Genomic DNA, 1,407 nt, shown 5'->3' on the forward strand with positions numbered 1-1,407 from the left:
GCTCGAAGGTCTTCAGCGCGCCCTCCGGCACCGAGCGGCGGCTGACGCCGTGATAGCCGTCGCAGCCGGCGATGAAGTCGCAGTCGATGCGATGGCCGACACCGTCCTTGTCATAGGTGACGAAAGGCGCCGCGCCATCGAAATCATGCGGCGCGACGTTCGCGGCTTCGTAGACGGTGACCAGCCGGGCCGTTTCGCGCTTGTCCATCAGATCATGCGTCACCTCGGTCTGGCCGTAGACGGTGACATGCTTGCCGCCGGTGAGCGCCGTGAGGTCGATGCGGTGCAGGCGACCGTCGAAGGCGAGCGAGATGCCGGAATGCGGCAGTCCTTCGGCATGGAGCCTGTCTGCCGCGCCCGCCTCGCCGAGCAGGTCGACGGTCCCCTGTTCGAGCACGCCGGCGCGCACCCTGCCGAGCACATGCTCGCGGCTCGACCGTTCGAGAATGACGGTCTCGACACCAATGGTGGCGAGCAACTGGCCGAGCAGCAGGCCGGATGGGCCCGAGCCGATGATAACAACCTGTGTACGCATCAGTGTCCGAGGCTTTCGATCTGTCCGGCAAGCTCCGCGGCGAGCCGGAGTGCTCCCGCTGTCGCCACCACCATCTGCGGCAGGATCAGCCATTCCAGTGTCCAGGCGGCGCCAGAGCGCTCCTGCTCGTGCACCAGCGCCTGGTGCATGCCGGCAAGCTGGGTGGCGTTGAAGCGGGCAAGGGCCACCAGCGCCTCCGCCTTCACCGGGTTCTGCTTGTGCGGCATGGCCGACGAGCCGCCGCCCGCGGACAGTTTTATGTCCGTACCGGCCTGCCCCATCAGCGCGATGTCGTGGCCGAACTTGCCGAGGCTGCCGGTCACCAGCGACAGCCAGCTGGCGAAATCGGCCAGCGCGTCGCGCTGGCTGTGCCACTGCGGCGCATCGCCGAGGCCGAGTTTGGCGGCGTGCGCCGCGCGCACGGGCGCAGCCTTGTCGCCGAGTCTATCGAGCGTGCCGGCCGCGCCGCCGAACTGGACGACCAGCAGCCGCGCGGACTGTTCCTTCAATCTGAGTTGGTGACGCTCCAGCGGCGCCCGCCATGAGGCAATCCGATCTCCAACCGTGATCGGGATTGCCGGCTGCATGCGCGTCATCGCCATCAGCGCCCTGCCCCCGAAATCCTGTTCGAGGCCCGCAAGCCGCACGATGTTTTCGCTGAGCAGCAGGCCGATATGGTCGACCGCGCCGCTGAGCCGCAGCACCAGCGAGCTGTCGATGACGTCCTGGCTGGTCGCGCCGAAATGAACGAACGCATTGTGCGGTTCGCCGACGGCGGCCTTGATCTGGCGTACCAACTCCGGCACCACGACCCCGTCTCTGGCAACGCCGGCCCTGAGCCTGGCCGTGTCGGGCCGGAACGAGGTCAGAGC

At 67.9% G+C, this 1,407-nt stretch carries 2 protein-coding genes; both read right to left on the reverse strand.

Features of this window, described 5'->3' with window-relative positions; genetic code table 11:
• A partial coding sequence (locus EOA33_RS35730) for an FAD-dependent monooxygenase (RefSeq protein ID WP_190234497.1) occupies positions 1 to 535 on the reverse strand: 535 nt, incomplete at its 3' end.
• On the reverse strand, positions 535 to 1,407 hold an 873-nt coding region (locus EOA33_RS35735), incomplete at its 5' end, for a 3-carboxy-cis,cis-muconate cycloisomerase (protein WP_127407726.1). The genes EOA33_RS35730 and EOA33_RS35735, both read right to left, overlap by 1 nt.

This window comes from Mesorhizobium sp. M4A.F.Ca.ET.050.02.1.1, assembly GCF_003997725.1.
Lineage (GTDB): Bacteria > Pseudomonadota > Alphaproteobacteria > Rhizobiales > Rhizobiaceae > Mesorhizobium.